The 13,978-nt window shown below is 66.2% G+C and carries 14 protein-coding genes; 10 read left to right on the plus strand and 4 right to left on the minus strand.

The window, feature by feature from the left end:
• Positions 1-159: 159 nt before the first annotated feature.
• Positions 160-432, plus strand: a complete 273-nt coding sequence (locus VGH68_RS26775; RefSeq protein ID WP_331606739.1) for a DUF6723 family protein — start codon at positions 160-162, stop codon at positions 430-432.
• Positions 433-518: 86 nt separating this feature from the next.
• On the opposite strand, the gene VGH68_RS26780 is transcribed toward VGH68_RS26775, so the two are convergent.
• Positions 519-944 carry a CBS domain-containing protein gene (locus VGH68_RS26780; protein ID WP_331606740.1) on the minus strand — a complete coding sequence of 142 codons (426 nt, stop codon included), beginning with the start codon at positions 942-944 and terminating at the stop codon, positions 519-521.
• A 302-nt stretch (positions 945-1,246) separates the two neighbouring features.
• Here VGH68_RS26780 and coxB point away from each other — a divergent pair, with 302 nt between their 5' ends.
• The 6 genes from coxB (at position 1,247) to VGH68_RS26810 (ending at position 8,414) form a co-directional block, all read left to right on the plus strand.
• Positions 1,247-2,392: a cytochrome c oxidase subunit II gene (gene coxB / locus VGH68_RS26785; protein WP_331606741.1), complete on the plus strand. Its 1,146-nt coding sequence runs from the start codon at positions 1,247-1,249 to the stop codon at positions 2,390-2,392.
• Complete coding sequence (ctaD, locus tag VGH68_RS26790) at positions 2,389-5,157, plus strand: cytochrome c oxidase subunit I (RefSeq protein WP_331606751.1); 2,769 nt, start codon at positions 2,389-2,391, stop codon at positions 5,155-5,157. The genes coxB and ctaD overlap by 4 nt, the downstream gene beginning before the upstream one ends.
• Positions 5,158-5,165: 8 nt before the next feature.
• Complete coding sequence (locus VGH68_RS26795; protein ID WP_331606742.1) at positions 5,166-5,495, plus strand: hypothetical protein; 330 nt, start codon at positions 5,166-5,168, stop codon at positions 5,493-5,495.
• An 8-nt stretch (positions 5,496-5,503) separates the two neighbouring features.
• Entirely contained in the window at positions 5,504-6,478 is a 975-nt protein-coding gene (locus VGH68_RS26800) for a cytochrome c oxidase assembly protein (RefSeq protein WP_331606743.1), read from the plus strand.
• 71 nt (positions 6,479-6,549) lie between these two features.
• The gene (locus VGH68_RS26805) at positions 6,550-7,977 is read left to right on the plus strand and encodes a c-type cytochrome (RefSeq protein ID WP_414696996.1); all 1,428 of its coding nucleotides are present in this window, start codon (positions 6,550-6,552) and stop codon (positions 7,975-7,977) included.
• Positions 7,978-8,111: 134 nt separating this feature from the next.
• Entirely contained in the window at positions 8,112-8,414 is a 303-nt protein-coding gene (locus VGH68_RS26810) for a DUF2934 domain-containing protein (RefSeq protein WP_331606745.1), read from the plus strand.
• Positions 8,415-8,474: 60 nt separating this feature from the next.
• Here VGH68_RS26810 and nadE read toward each other — a convergent pair whose 3' ends face one another.
• Together nadE and VGH68_RS26820 are read right to left on the minus strand one after the other, a co-directional pair.
• Positions 8,475-9,335, minus strand: coding sequence for an ammonia-dependent NAD(+) synthetase (gene nadE / locus VGH68_RS26815; RefSeq protein ID WP_331606746.1), 861 nt, complete (start codon positions 9,333-9,335; stop codon positions 8,475-8,477).
• The gene (locus VGH68_RS26820) at positions 9,335-9,874 is read right to left on the minus strand and encodes a CinA family protein (protein WP_331606747.1); all 540 of its coding nucleotides are present in this window, start codon (positions 9,872-9,874) and stop codon (positions 9,335-9,337) included. Before VGH68_RS26820 ends, nadE begins: the two co-directional genes overlap by 1 nt.
• A gap of 307 nt (positions 9,875-10,181) precedes the next feature.
• Between VGH68_RS26820 and VGH68_RS26825 the strand changes: the two genes are divergently transcribed.
• The 3 genes from VGH68_RS26825 to VGH68_RS26835 all read left to right on the plus strand — a co-directional run bounded on the left by VGH68_RS26825 (position 10,182) and on the right by VGH68_RS26835 (position 13,133).
• Positions 10,182-11,351, plus strand: a complete 1,170-nt coding sequence (locus VGH68_RS26825) for a zinc-dependent alcohol dehydrogenase (RefSeq protein ID WP_331606748.1) — start codon at positions 10,182-10,184, stop codon at positions 11,349-11,351.
• Positions 11,352-11,488: 137 nt separating this feature from the next.
• The gene (locus VGH68_RS26830) at positions 11,489-11,779 is read left to right on the plus strand and encodes a hypothetical protein (protein WP_331606749.1); all 291 of its coding nucleotides are present in this window, start codon (positions 11,489-11,491) and stop codon (positions 11,777-11,779) included.
• A gap of 49 nt (positions 11,780-11,828) precedes the next feature.
• Positions 11,829-13,133, plus strand: coding sequence for a cation:proton antiporter (locus VGH68_RS26835; protein WP_331606752.1), 1,305 nt, complete (start codon positions 11,829-11,831; stop codon positions 13,131-13,133).
• Between the two features lie 222 nt (positions 13,134-13,355).
• On the opposite strand, the gene VGH68_RS26840 is transcribed toward VGH68_RS26835, so the two are convergent.
• Positions 13,356-13,970 carry a uracil-DNA glycosylase family protein gene (locus VGH68_RS26840; RefSeq protein ID WP_331606753.1) on the minus strand — a complete coding sequence of 205 codons (615 nt, stop codon included), beginning with the start codon at positions 13,968-13,970 and terminating at the stop codon, positions 13,356-13,358.
• Between the last annotated feature and the right edge of the window lie 8 nt (positions 13,971-13,978).

The raw sequence follows: 13,978 nt of genomic DNA on the forward strand, positions 1-13,978 counted from the left end.
GCGGTTCGCCCCTTGAGCGCTGTCCCCCGCGTCCGTAACCGAGCGGTTACGGACGCCCGCGTTCCTCAACGAGTCCACTACCATCGACTGAACAGACGATGCATCGATCGCGTTCGCTGCATTTCCCATACTGTTCAAGCAAGCGGGGTAGGGCTCAGGATGTCGAGGAGAAAACTGAAATTGACGCGGTATTCGGCTGCCGTGGCGGCGTCGCCCGATGACTTTGCGATCTTCGTCACCGCGCGGCGCAGCGCCGACGGGCGCTTCTATGCGGACCTGCTGGTGAGCCGCAAGGTTGATGGCCGTTGTTTGTTCCCATTCGACGGCGCACCGCAGATGGGCCCGTATCCGACGATCGAGGAAGCAAGACTCGCGGCAGAGGAATATGGGCACCAGATTGTCAGCGCCGACCTTGCCTGTCCGGAGCCGTGACTTCCGCATGCCAGTGCGGCGGTGATCCGCACGCTGCGCGCCGCGCTGCGACGCATCATCCGGCGGCAAGATCCTCGAATCACCTGTCAGCGGTCCGGCTTCGACGGCGAAGAGACCGCGCCCAGCGCCGACGACACGCCGCCATCCGCATGCGTCGCGATATCGCCTAGCGACAACATCCCCACCAGACGCTTTTCACGGTCCACGACCGGCATCCGGCGAATCTGCGCATCCGCCATCTTTTGCCGGACGGCGTCGAGATCGTCGTCCTCGAAGCACCAGATGGGCGGACCGCTGACGACGCCTTCGATGCGCTCGGACGGCGGCACCCCGGCCGACACCGCGCGTACCACGATGTCGCGGTCCGTCAGCATGCCGAGCAACGCGGTGCCGTCGCACACGGGCAGCGCGCCGACATTCAGTTCGTCCATCATTCTTGCCGCTTCGCGAAGCGTCTGGGTAGGCGCTATCGTCGCCGCGTCGCGTGTCATTACGTCTGCAACACAGGTCATGGTGGGCTCCTTTCGAGATTGACCAACTCCATGCCCGGCGCGCGATCGAGTGCGCGCCGGGGCCGGTGAAGTGGGTCGAGCATCGGCTGTTCCATCAACGCGCCGACGGATGGAACGGCGATTGCTGGGGCGAGGTCACGCACCATCGTGAAGCTTTTTGCCCCACGCGATTCGAACCCGTACTCGACCATGGTTTGTCATTGCATCCTGTCGTTTCCCGCCGTCACCAGCGCGTGGGTCTGTCCATTCCGCGCGGCGTTCTCGTCGCTACGGACGTGCGTTCCTTATGTAAGCAGACGCTGATGCTTATGCGCACTTGTGTGATCGATCGAACGCCGGTGATCGCGGACGGGCGCCGCGCAGCCGGCGCATCCAGGTTCAGCGCGCGCTGCGGCATCGCCGTTCTGGCCGTTTGCGCGACGCGAGCCGCCTGCGCGGCACAACCGCCGCAGGATGCGTTGCATCCGGCCGGCGTGCAGGCCGCGCACATCGTGCGGCTGTGGCATCTGTCGTTGATCGTGTGCGGCGCGGTGTTCGCCGCCGTGCTGTTCGCGACGCTGGTCGCGCTGCTGCGCCGCCCGCATGCGCATGGCGATCACGACGAGCCGCCCCACGATGCGCTGTCCCCGAGGCCGGTCGAACGCGGGCCGCAGCGCGCGGTCGCGGTCGCGAGCATCGCATCGGTCGTGCTGCTGTTCGGATTGATCGTCGCGGACGTGCTGACGGACCGCGCGCTATCGCGCATGCCGGTCGACGACGCATTGCATATCGAAGTGACTGGCGAGCAATGGTGGTGGAAAGTCGATTACCCGCGCGACGGCCAGCACCCCGCGTTCACGACGGCCAACGAATTGCACGTGCCGGCCGGACGTCCGGTGATCGTCGCGCTGAAAGCCGGCGACGTCATTCACAGCTTCTGGATGCCGAATCTGCACGGCAAGAAGGACATGCTGCCGGGTCTCGACTCGACGATCGAATTTCGCGCCGACAAGCCGGGCGTCTATCGCGGCCAGTGCGCCGAGTATTGCGGCGCCGAGCACGCGTTGATGGCGATGCTGGTGATCGCCGAGCCGCCCGAGCGTTACGCGCAGTGGCGCGCGCAGCAAGCCGCGCCGGCCGCCACGGGTGCGCTTGACGGCCAGTCCGCACAGTCCGCACAGTCCGCCGATGCACTCGCGCAGCACGGCATGCAGATCTTCCAGCAGGCGAGCTGCGCGAATTGCCATACGGTGCGCGGCACGTCGGCGCAGGGCACGCTGGGCCCCGACCTCACGCATCTGATGAGCCGGCAGACGATCGCCTCCGGCGCATTGCCGAACACGCAGCAGAACCTCGCCGCATGGATCCGCGATCCGGAGGCGCTGAAGCCCGGCACGACGATGCCCGTCGTGCCGCTGTCCGCGTCCGACCGCCAGGCGGTGGTCGCATGGCTGGGAACCCTACGATGAGCACGCTCGAACGTCCGATTTCCCTGCACCCCGACCCGCGCATCAAGGACGGCCCCGATGCGTCGGACGACACGCGCGCATTGCTCGCGCAAACGTGGAGCGATCCGCCGGGCGTGATCGGCTGGTTCTCGGCGATCAATCACAAGACCATCGCGCGCCGCTTCATCGTTACGACCTTCGTGTTCTTCCTGCTGGCCGGTGCACTCGCGCTGACGATGCGCACGCAATTGATACGGCCGAACAACCACCTGGTCGGCCCCGACCTGTACGACCAGCTGTTCACGATACACGGCACGACGATGATGTTTCTGTTCGCGGTGCCGGTGATGCAGGCCGTCGCCGGCTATCTGATCCCACTGATGATCGGCGCGCGCAGCGTCGCGTTTCCGCGCATGAACGCGTACGCGTATTGGGTGTTCCTGTTCGGCGGGCTCACGCTGTACGTCGGCTTCGCGTTGGGCGCCGGGCCTCGCTCCGGCTGGTTCAGCTACGTGCCGTTGGCGGGCCCCGACTACGCGACGGGCAAGGGCTCGGACATCTGGGCGCAGATGATCACGTTCACCGAGCTGGCCGGGCTGCTGGAAGCGGTCATCCTGATCACGACGATCCTGAAGATGCGCGCGCCCGGGATGTCGTTGAACCGGCTGCCGCTGTTCGCGTGGGCGACGCTCGTCACTCAGTTCATGGTGCTGTTCGCGATGCCGTCGATCATGCTCGCCAGCACCGCGCTGATTCTCGACAGGCTGGTCGGCACGCAGTTCTACAACCCGTCGCTCGGCGGCGACGTGATCCTGTGGCAACACCTGTTCTGGTTCTTCGGACACCCGGAGGTGTACCTGATCTTCATTCCGGCGCTCGGCTTCATGTCGTCGATCATCGAGGCGTTTTCGCGCCGGCCGGTGGTCGGCTATCCGGCGATGGTGCTCGCGCTGATCGCGACCGCGTTTCTCGCGTTCGGGCTGTGGGTGCATCACATGTTCGCGACCACGGTGCCGGCGCTCGGCAAAAGCTTTTTCACGGCGGCAAGCGTGCTGATCGCAGTGCCGTCCGGCATCCAGATCTATTGCTGGCTGGCGACGCTGTTGACGGGCCGGTTGAAACTGAGGGTGCCGCTGCTGTTCGTGCTCGCGTTCTTCTTCATCCTCGTGCTCGGCGGGATGACCGGCATCATGCTCGGTTCGGTTTCGCTGGATCTGCAGGTTCACGACACCTATTTCGTGGTCGCGCATCTGCATTACGTGCTGATCGGCGGCGCGGTCTTTCCGCTGTTCGGCGTGATCTATTACTGGTTTCCGAAGCTCACCGGACACCTGCTCAGCGAGCGCCTCGGGCGTTGGCACTTCTGGCTCTTTTTCATCGGCTTCAACGTCACGTTCTTTCCGATGCACTGGCTCGGCTTGCATGGGATGACGCGGCGCATCTGGACCTATCAGGAAGGTCTCGGCTGGGGGCCGCTGAATCTGACCGCGACGCTCGGCGCGTATGTGATGGGCGCAGGCGTGCTGCTGTTTCTCGTCAACGTCGTGCGCACCGTGCGCAGCGGCGTGCCCGCGCCGGCCGATCCGTGGGGCGCCGGCACGCTGGAATGGAGCGTGCCGAGTCCGCCGCCGCCGCACAACTTCGACGCGCTGCCGGTCGTGCACGGCCGCCATCCGCTGTGGGAGCCCAGCCAGCAGCCGGCTTCGGTCGCCGGTCTCGCGGCTGGCGCGCGCGAGGTGCTGACCTCGAGCGCACTCGACGCGATCGCCGAGACCCGTCCGCTGTTTCCGCAGCCGTCGATCTGGCCGTTCCTCAGCGCGGTCGCGACGACGATCTTCTTTATCGGCTCGATCTATACGCCGACGGCCGTCTGGTGGGGCACGGTGCCGGTTGCGGCGGCGATGATCGTGTGGTTCTGGCCGACCCGCGCGAGCAACGCGCTGGCCCGCGCGCTGGAGAAGTGGCCATCGGGTTTTGGTTCGCGCCGTGGCGACAAGGCAGGCGGCATCAAGCGTCGGCGAGCCGCGGAGCTGGGTCCCAATGACGCAGCGATTCGTGCAGCGGCGGGCGCGGCAACTTTTGCCGCTCAATCACGCACGGACAGCGCCGCCAGCGAAGCCGCGGCCGATGCCGACGACACGCCGCGCATCAGAACCGTCGCCCACGCCGGCGGCGGCGCCGGCCGCACCGCTTCGACGCTCGATGTGCGCGCGTTGCCAAGCTTCGGCTTCAGTCATCACAGCCTGATGTGGTGGGCGACGGCGGGCTTGATGCTGATCGAAGGCACGGTGTTCGCGATTGCGGTCGGAATGTACTTTTATCTACGCAGCGTGAATGCCGCATGGCCGATGAATGCGCCGCCGCCCGGGCTGCTGTGGGGCACGCTCAACACGGTCGTGCTGCTGGCGAGCCTGTGGCCGAACCAGCTGGCGAAACGGGCGGCCGAGCGCGGCGACCGCCTGCGCGCGCGTGTCTGGCTGAGTGTCTGCGTGGCGTTCGCGCTGGCCTTTCTTGTCCTGCGCGGTTTCGAATTCACCGCGCTCAACGTGATGTGGTATGCGAACTCGTACGGCTCGATCGTGTGGCTGCTGCTCGGGCTTCACACCACCCATCTGATTACCGACACCGTCGATACCGCGGTGCTCGCGGTGCTGCTCTTCACCGGTCCGTTCGAGGGCAAACGGCTGCTGGACACCAGCGAAAACGCGATCTACTGGTACTTCGTCGTGTTGAGCTGGCTGCCGATCTATGCGGTGCTGTATGTGGCGCCGCGCCTGCATCTGTGAGAACGCCGATGGATATCTGGCTCGGTCTGCTCGCGGCGCCCACGGCGGTGCTCGCTACCCAAAGCCTCGATTACGCGCTGATCCGGCTTGCGTGCGCGCACGGCGCGGCATGGCCGATGCATGCGGTGAGCGCGGCGGCGTTTCTGTTCTGCGCGTTTTCCGCGTGGCTCGCGTATGGGCGCTGGCGCGCCGAACGCTCGCTCGGCGAGCCCATGTATGCGGCGCGCCCCGCGCGCGGTGCCTTTTTCGCGCTGATGGCGATGATCGTCGGCGCGCTGTGCGCGGTGGTCCAACTCGCGATGTGGTTCCCACAATGGCTATTGCCCGCTTGCCGATGATCCGCCCTATGTCATATGCCGCACGTGTCGCACGTGTCGCACCTGTCGCACGTCTTGCCCTCGCGGCGTGCGTCGTCGTGAGCCCGCGCGCTGGCGCACATGTGCTGTCGAGCGCCGAGCGCTCGTCGCCGTCGTTCGGCTGGAGCTTCGAGCCGTGGGTCGTCGTGCTGATGACGCTCAGCCTGGCCGCGTACGTGGTCGGCTATGCGCGTCTGCGCGGCCGCGCTCGCGCGAGCGGCCCCGGCGTCGGCCTGCGCCGCTGGCATCTGGCCGCTTTCCTGGGCGGCTGGGGCGCATTGGTGATCGCGTTGATGTCGCCGCTCGATACGCTTTCCGGCGCGCTGTTCTCCGCGCATATGGTGCAGCACGAATCGATGATGCTGCTCGCCGCGCCGTTGTGCGTGGCAGGGCGGCCGCTCGGGGTCTGGATCTGGGCGCTGCCACGGCGCGCGCGGCTGTGGGCCGGGAGCGTCGTGCGGGCCCGCCCGTTTGCTCGCGCGTGGCGGTTTCTGACCGCGCCGCTCGTCGCCTGGTTGCTGCACGCGCTCGCATTGTGGGCGTGGCATGCGCCGGGGCTGTTCGAGGCCGCGCTCGCGCATCCGTGGGTGCATACACTGCAACACGCGAGCTTTCTGCTGACCGCGCTGATTTTCTGGTGGACGGTCACCGGCGAGGGGGCGCGTCGAAGCACCAGCGGCCACGCGATGCTGTCGCTGTTCACGACGATGGTCCACACGAGCGCGCTCGGCGCATTGATCACGCTGTCGCCGGAGCTTTGGTATCCGTCGTACGTGGAGCCGTGTTCCGCGTTGGGCATCGATCCGCTGCACGATCAGCAGCTTGGCGGACTGATCATGTGGGTGCCGGGGGCGGCTGCCTATCTGGCCGGCGGACTGTTGGTCGCGGGCCGCTGGTTGACCCGCGCGGACCGGCAACCGGCATACCGGCATGAGGCGCCGCGCGCCAGGGGGGAGGGCGCGTGATGAACCGCAAGTCGCTCAATGGCTGGATCGCGACGGCATGCGCGGTGGTGGCGGCGTGCTTCGCGCTGGGCATGAACGTAGCGGCTGGCGGGGCTACGAACGCGGGCTCAACGAACGCGAGCTCAACGAACGCGGCCTCGACGAATGCAGCGTCAGCGAACCCGGGCTCGGCGGCCGCGCGCGGCGATGCGCCGGCGGCGGCTGCCGCTGCGAGCCGTGCGGTAGCCACAACGGCAACGCCCGCTTCCGCCGTCGCCGCCGAACCGCCCGCGCAGCGTCATGTGCCGCCAGGCGTATCCGATCCCGCGGCGTTCGCGCGCGGCGAATACCTCGCGAAAGCCGCCGATTGCGCGGGCTGTCACACCGCGCCGCAGGGTGGCGCACCGTTCGCGGGCGGCCTCGGCATGGCTTCGCCGTTCGGCACGATCATGTCCAGCAACATCACGCCCGACCCGCAGTACGGCATTGGGCGCTACAGCTACGAAGACTTCGAGAAGGCGCTTCGCGAAGGCGTCGCGCGAGGCAAGCGGCTCTATCCGGCGATGCCCTACGTGTCGTTCTCGAAGCTGAGCGATGAGGACGTGCACGCCCTCTATGTGTACATGATGCACGGCGTCACGCCGGTCGCGAAGCCGACGCAGCCTACCGACGTCGCGTTTCCATTCAATCAGCGCTGGGCGCTGCGTTTCTGGCAGATGGCCTTCGTGCCGTCGCAGCCGTTCGTCCCGCAGCCGCGGCGCGACGCGAAATGGAATCGCGGCGCTTATCTGGTGCAGGGCGCCGGGCATTGCGGCGCCTGCCACACACCGCGCGGCACGTTTTACGAGCAAAGCGGACTGGACGAATCGTCGAGTGACTTTCTGGTGGGCGGCGTCAACGATCACTGGTTCGCGCCGAACCTGACCGGCGACCAGGGCTCGGGGCTGGGCCGCCTCACTGCCGCCGATATCGCCGCGTTCCTGAAGACCGGCCACGGCGGCGGCGTGACCGCGTACGGCAGCATGGTCCAACAGGTCGAAGACAGCTCGCAGTATCTGAGCGACGCTGATCTCGGCGCGATCGCGCATTACCTGAAGTCGCTGCCACCGCAGCAGCCGTACGGCACCTATACGCGCGGCACCGATCCGGCGCGCTCGAGCGCCAACGGCAGTCGCGTGCCGGACTCGCTGAGCCTTGGCGCCAACGTGTATCGCTCGTTTTGCGCGAGCTGTCATCGCGAAGACGGGCGCGGGGTGCCGAACGTCTTTCCGGCGCTCCAGGGCAACCCTTCGGTGCTGAGCGAAGACACGAGCTCGCTGATTCGCCTGCTGGTGGAAGGCGGCAATAGCCCTGCGACGCTCACCGGGCCGCCACGTCAGGCGATGCCACCTTTCGCGGCGACGCTCGCGGACGTGCAGATCGCCCAGGTGCTCACCTATATCCGCGGCGCGTGGGGCAATAACGCGCAGCCCATCACCGCGAACGACGTCGCGTCGCTGCGCTCGAAACTCCACAAATAGCCGCGCGGCGGGGAATAGCGCTTGCTGACCCGTCGCTCGCCGTTATGTCGACACCACGCAATGCCAAAGCATTGCGACATCGAACCGCAGCGCAGCTGCCGTTCGCCACACTACTCACCTTGATGGAGAAACATATGGACAACGATCTCGAAGCGCGCATTCGCACGCGCGCGTATCACTTGTGGGAAAACGATCCGGAGCCGGAAGGCAAGGCCGAACAACACTGGGAGGAAGCGCGCCGGCAGATCGAGGCGGAAGGCGGCGCGCAACAGGAGACGGTCGGCGACGATGCCGATACGCTGCAGCAGCCCGCCGACCAGTCCGTGGACCGCGATCGCGGCGCGCGCATCGCCCCCGAGCAGCAATTGCAGGAGATGCCAGGCGGCGAAGCGGCGCCGGAGCCCGCACGCCGCGCCAAACGGCAGCGCGCGGGTTAATCGACGCGCCAACGGACCCACCAACGGACCCGCTAATGGATCGCTAACGCGCGCGGCGCTTCAGGCCGACTCGTCGGCTGGCGCCGGCGACACCGGCAGCGCGCGTTTGTGGCGCGTCGCCATGTAAAAGCGGCGAATCGTGGTCAATACTTCATCGCTGACCGGCTTGCCTTCGAGGAAGTCGTCGATGTCCTGATAGCCGATCCCGTAGCTGTCTTCATCGGGTTTTTGCGGCGTCAGCGATTCCAGGTCCGCGGTGGGCACCTTGTTGACGAGGCGCTCCGACGCGCCGAGCGCGTGCGCGAGTGCGCGCACGCGGCGCTTCGTGAGACCGGCGAGCGGCAGGATATCGGCCGCGCCGTCACCGTATTTCGTGAAAAAGCCCATCAGCGATTCGGCCGCGTGGTCGGTGCCGATCACCGCCCCCACTCTCGCGCCGGCAATCGCATACTGCGCGACCATCCGCTGCCGGGCCTTGATGTTGCCGAGCACGAAATCCTCCTGGAAGTCGTCGACGTATTGCACATTGCCGCGCTTCAGCGAGAACAGCATCGCATCCGACGGGTCCTTGATATTGACCGTCAATGTTTCGTCCGGGCGGATGAACGCGAGCGCGAGCGCCGCGTCCTCTTCGTCGAGCTGTGCGCCGTACGGCAGGCGCACCGCGACGAACTTCGCCTCATAGCCGCGTGCGCGCAGCCGCTCGACAGCCAGTTGCGCGAGGCGCCCCGCGGTCGACGAATCGACGCCGCCGCTGATCCCGAGCACGTAAGTGCGCAAGCCCTGCGAGGCCAGATAGTCGCCGAGGAATGCGACCCGCCGTTCACGCTCGTGGTCCGCGTCGAACTCGCGCGCGACGCCGAGTTCGTGAATCACCGACTGCTGCCAGGTATCTGTCTCTATCGAAGAAAGCGGGTTCATCACGCGGGTCCTCCATGGCTGTCGCGCTGATTGCGCGGGAGTTGATCGAAGTAGTGCTCGACGCGTGATAACGCGTACAGCGCCGCCGCCGAGCGCACGTCGTTTCTGCCACCGGTGAAGCGGCGGGTTTCGGCGAACGTGACGAGGCTGCCGTCGCGCAGCCGGAACGACCACGCGAAGCATTGCGTGCCAGGCGGCGGATCGTCCGGGGAGCCACCCTGCCCGCCGCCATCGGCGAGGCCGGTGTTCGACACCGCGATGTCCGCGCAACAGCCTTCCTGCTGCAACGCGCCTTCGGCCATTTCGCGCGCGACCGCTTCGCTGGTGAGCCCGTACTGTTCCATCGTGGCTCGCTTGACGCCGAGAAAGCCGGCTTTGCCGGAAGGCGAGTAGCTGACGAAGCCGACGTCGAGGCACGCGCCGCTGCCCGGCACGCCCGCGAGATCCGACGCGATCAGCCCGCCGGTGCAGGACTCCGCGGTAGCGAGTTTGAGACCTCGTGACTTCAGAAAGGAGACGATCTGCGCGGGAACGTTCATGGTTTGCCTCGAGGACCAACAGATTTTCTCTTATGTACCCGAGAACGAGTGAGCAAGTATCGATCCAAGCCAGGGTCCACGCAGAGGCCCATCGAGTGCGCTCGTCGCGACGATAACGACGGCACGCGCGTTGCTCGATTCACCGCAGTTGCGGCCTGCGCCGTAATGGCGGTTGTCGCCGCGTGTCGCGATCCGGATTCGATTTGTTCCATTCGCTCGCGCGCGCGGCAAACCTTTAGTTCTGGTTGGCCCGAGCAATCGAACAATCGAGCAATCGAGCGATGGCCAGCCCTCAGTGGAGCACGATATGAGAGCCCTTTGCTGGCACGGCAAGAAAGATGTCCGCGTCGATAATGTGCCGGACCCGATCATCGAGCATCCGCGCGATGCGATCGTCAAGGTAACGAGCTGCGCGATCTGCGGCTCGGACCTGCATCTGTTCGACGGCTTTATGCCGACGATGAAATCCGGCGACGTCCTCGGCCACGAGTTTATGGGCGAGGTCGTCGAGGTCGGCTCCGGCAATTCACGGCTGAAGGTCGGCGACCGGGTCGTCGTGCCGTTTACGATCGCGTGCGGCGAATGCGACCAGTGCCGGCGCGGCTTTTTTTCGGTATGCGAGCGCTCGAACCGCAACAAGGAGATGGCGGACAAGGTATTCGGCCACACCACGGCGGGGCTATTCGGCTACTCGCATCTGACCGGCGGCTACCCGGGCGGGCAGGCCGAATACGTGCGCGTGCCGTATGCGGACTTCACGCCAGTGAAGATTCCGGATGGTCTCACCGACGAACAGGTGCTGTTTCTTGGCGATATCTTTCCGACCGGCTGGCAGGCGGCGGCTCAATGCGAGATCGAGCCGACCGACACCGTGGCGATCTGGGGCGCGGGTCCGGTCGGCCAGTTCACGATCAGAAGCGCGCTGCTGATGGGCGCCCAGCAGGTCGTCGTGATCGACCGGGTGCCCGAGCGTCTCGCGATGGCGCGAGCCGCCGGCGCGTTCACGATCAACTTCGAAGAAGAAAGCGTGCTGGACCGTTTGAAAGAACTGACGCACGGCAAGGGCCCGGAAAAATGTATCGACGCGGTCGGCATGGAATCGCACGCGACGCGCTCGTTCGATGCGATGTACGACCGCGCGAAGCAGGCGTTGATGCTCGAAACGGACCGACCGCACGTGCTGCGCGAAATGATCTACGTGTGCCGCCCTGCGGGCATTCTGTCGATTCCGGGGGTGTACGGCGGACTGATCGACAAGATTCCGTTCGGCGCGGCGATGAACAAGGGGCTCACGTTCCGCATGGGGCAGACCCACGTGAACCGCTGGACCGACGATCTGTTGCGGCGGATTCAGGAGGGCGAGATCGACCCGTCGTTCGTGATTACCCATACCGTGCCGCTCGAACAGGGCCCCGAGATGTACCGGGTCTTCCGCGAGAAGGAAGACGGATGCGTGAAGGTGGTGCTGAAGCCGTAGGCCGCGCGCGGCTTTTGCGGTTTCTGGTGCTGCTCGCCGGCCGGGCTGGTTCGGCGCGGCCTGGTTCGGCCGAGGAACGGCGTTTGCAACCGCAACGCGATAGTGCACTCAGCTTGTCCGGACACAGGAGGCCGCAAATGATCACCGTTGCTCAGCGAATTGCCGTCGCCGCGATTGTTGCTCTCGCGGCTGGCGGCGCGTCGGCGCATCCCACCGAGCCAGCCGCCGCACCGCCGGCGCTGCAAGCCTCGTCGATGCTGCTCGCGCAAGGCGGTAACGACGCGGGCACCGAAGGCGGCGCGGGCGCGGCCGGCCAGGCGGGTACGCCGCCCGGCGAGCTGAGTCGCGACCAGGCGGCGCGCGAACGCGCGGGACACGCGAAGCAGCACGGCGCAAGCTCCCCTCACGGCGCAAGCAGCGCGCACTAGCCGCATCGCGTCGACGGATGCAGCGTCGGCGCGCGCGCAAATGCCCGTTATGAACGACGAATGGATCTGGTACCTGCTGATTGGCGCACTGCTGACCTTCATGGCCGTCGCGCGAGGGCCGATTCGCCGTTTGCCGTTGACCGGCGCGATGATCTATCTGGCCGTGGGCATCGCGATGGGCCCGGCGGGGTTCGGTCTTGTCGGCGTCGATCTGGTCGACAAAGACGGGTTGCTGACGGCAGTCGCGGAACTCGGGCTGGTCATCTCGCTGTTTTCGATTGGTATGCATCTGCGCGTGCGGCTGCGCAATCCGCTATGGATCCTGCCGCTGCGGCTGGGCGGTCCGGCGATGCTCGTCACGATCGCGCTGATGTTCGGCTTCACCGCGCTACTCACGGGCCACGCGGATGGCGCGGCGTTGTTTCTCGCGGCCACGCTCGCGCCGACTGATCCGGTGCTGGCGAACGAGCTACGCGTCACTCAAGCCGGCGACGACGAGCCGGTCCGCTTCGCGCTCTCCGGTGAAGGCGGAATGAACGACGGCGCCACCTATCCGTTCGCGCTGCTCGGCCTTACGCTGGCGGGCGCCGATATGCTGGGCGGCAGCGGCGTCGCGCATTTCGCGGGCACGGTCGTCTGGGGCCTCGCCAGCGCATTGGCGATCGGTTGGGTATTCGCCATCGTATTCGCGCGCTCCATTTTCGTTCTGCGCACCCGCTATGGCGAAGCGATCGGCCTCGACGGCTTTCTCGCGCTCGGCTTGATGTCGGCGGCTTATGGCGCCGCGCTGCTCGTGAATGCGTATGCATTCATCGCGGTGTTCGTCGCAGGGGTCGCGCTGCGTCACGAGGAATTGCGCGCGACCGGAGACAAGAATCCCGCCGACGTACTCGAAGATGTCCAACGCGGCCAGCGGCGCGAGGTGGCCAAAGATCCGGAAAAGGCGCACGCGTATCTCGCCGAATCGATGATGGGCTTCACGCTCGAAATGGAACGCATCGCGGAGTTGTCGCTGATGCTGATCATCGGCTGCGTCGTGTCCGCGCATTGGCGGGACATGCTCGCACTGCACGCGGCATTGCCGGCGATCTTTCTGTTCTTCGTTGCGCGGCCGTTGTCGGTGGTGGTGGCGATGTTTGGCGCGCGCGTCGATAGCAGCCAGCGCCATCTGATCGGATGGATGGGCATTCGCGGCGTCGGCGCTTTCTATTATTTGATGTTCGGCCTGCAACACGCGCGCGGCGCGATGACGCCGCTGTTGCCCGCGGTGCTCGATGCGATCGTGTTGTCGGTGCTGCTGCATGGCTCAAGCGCGAACTGTCTGTTGCGGCGGTATTTCGATCGACGTGGCTGAGGCGCGTCGAATGCCACGGGCGACCGGACGTTACCCCGGCTGCTATGTCCGCATCACTGTGTCGGGCGATCTTCCGACCATACGCTGGCGAGTGATGCGTACCTTCACACCTGCTGCGCAGGCGCCCGTGGTTCGATGATTTTGCCCGAGTCGCGTCGGGCTCGCATTGCGCATCTCTGGTTCAAGCCACGTTCACACCAACGGAGCTGACAAAGGCCGCCGTCATTGCGCCAACGCGCCCTTCACCCGCTCGCGCAACGTCGGCAACACTTCGCCGTCGAACCACGGATTGCGCTTGAACCACGCGACGTTCCGTGGCGACGGATGCGGCAGCGGCAGCACCGCCGGCCCGAACTCGCGCCACCGCACGAGCGTATCGGTCGAGGTCGGCCCAAATGCATCGCCAAGTCCGAACCGTTGTGCGTACTGTCCGATCAGCAGCGTCAGCCGGATCGAGCGCAGGTGTCCGAGCAACTCGCTATGCCAGCGGCTCGCGCACTCGGGCCGCGGCGGCAAATCCCCACTTGAATCGCGACCCGGGAAGCAGAATTCCATCGGCACGATGGCGAATTTCGACGTGTCGTAAAAGGTCGCGTCGTCGACGCCGAGCCATGTGCGCAGACGCGCGCCGCTCGCATCGCTCCACGGCACCCCTGATGCATGTACGCGCGCGCCCGGCGCCTGGCCGATCACCAGAATGCGCGCCTGTTCGGATGCCGCCAGCACGGGGCGCGGTGGATGCGGCAGCAGCGGCGAGCACAGTGTGCACGCGCGGATCTCGCGTAGCAGCAGGTCGAAGGCCGCGGGCTTCGCGGCAGGTTTTGCAGTGACAGCCATACAGATAG

It is taken from the genome of Paraburkholderia sp. (genome assembly GCF_036488505.1).
Taxonomy (GTDB): Bacteria; Pseudomonadota; Gammaproteobacteria; order Burkholderiales; family Burkholderiaceae; genus Paraburkholderia.